The sequence below is a fragment of the Aeromonas sp. QDB56 genome (assembly GCF_027705505.1).
Taxonomy (GTDB): domain Bacteria; phylum Pseudomonadota; class Gammaproteobacteria; order Enterobacterales; family Aeromonadaceae; genus Aeromonas; species Aeromonas caviae.
Genome location: NZ_JAPDBZ010000321.1, coordinates 1 through 652, shown reverse-complemented (window position 1 = coordinate 652; position 652 = coordinate 1). Strand labels below are relative to the sequence as shown.

1 protein-coding gene is annotated in these 652 nt (G+C 61.3%); it reads left to right on the top strand.

The annotated features are described in order from the left end of the window. Positions 1 to 63: 63 nt before the first annotated feature. Positions 64 to 537, top strand: a complete 474-nt coding sequence (locus OKB81_RS20685) for a pyridoxamine 5'-phosphate oxidase family protein (RefSeq protein WP_270670645.1) — start codon at positions 64 to 66, stop codon at positions 535 to 537. Positions 538 to 652 lie beyond the last annotated feature (115 nt).

The window sequence follows — 652 nt, the reverse complement described above, 5'->3', positions numbered from 1 at the left end:
ACCCAGGGCGGTGAAGATATCAAAGACCCGTTTTCCGGTAAATCGCAATGCGGCTCCGCTTAAGTGAACAGCATTGCCCCCAAGGGCGGGGATTCGCTGCGCGTCCTCGATGCCCACACCCTGGTCTGGCTCAACCTGACCGGCAGCGGCAACGAGTCCGCGGCCCAGGTGCTGCAACAGCCGCGCATGACGGTGATGTTTTGCGCCTTCGAGGGGGCGCCGCTTATCCTGCGAGCCTATGGCCAGGCACGGGTGCTGCACCGCACTGATCCGCAATGGCCGTCGTTGCTGGCGCTGTTCCCCCCAAGCGTCGCGGCTCGTCAGATCTTCCTGCTGGACATTGAACGGGTCCAGACGTCGTGCGGCATGTCGGTGCCTCTGTATGAGTACCAGGGAGACAGGGAGGATCTTGCCAACTGGTCGGCCCGTCAGGGCCGGGAGGGAATTGAGGCCTACTGGCGCAAGAAGAACCAGCTAAGCCTGGATGGGCTGGAGAGCGAGATCCTGGCGCGCAGTGGGTTGCAGGCCGATGACTGAGGCCTGCGCCCCGATGCAAAAAGCCCTGTCCATGGACACAATGCTGATCAGTTAAGGATCCATTGACCGATCCTTCTGCTGTAGGACAATCCGGAACCAATCACTGGTTCCGGAT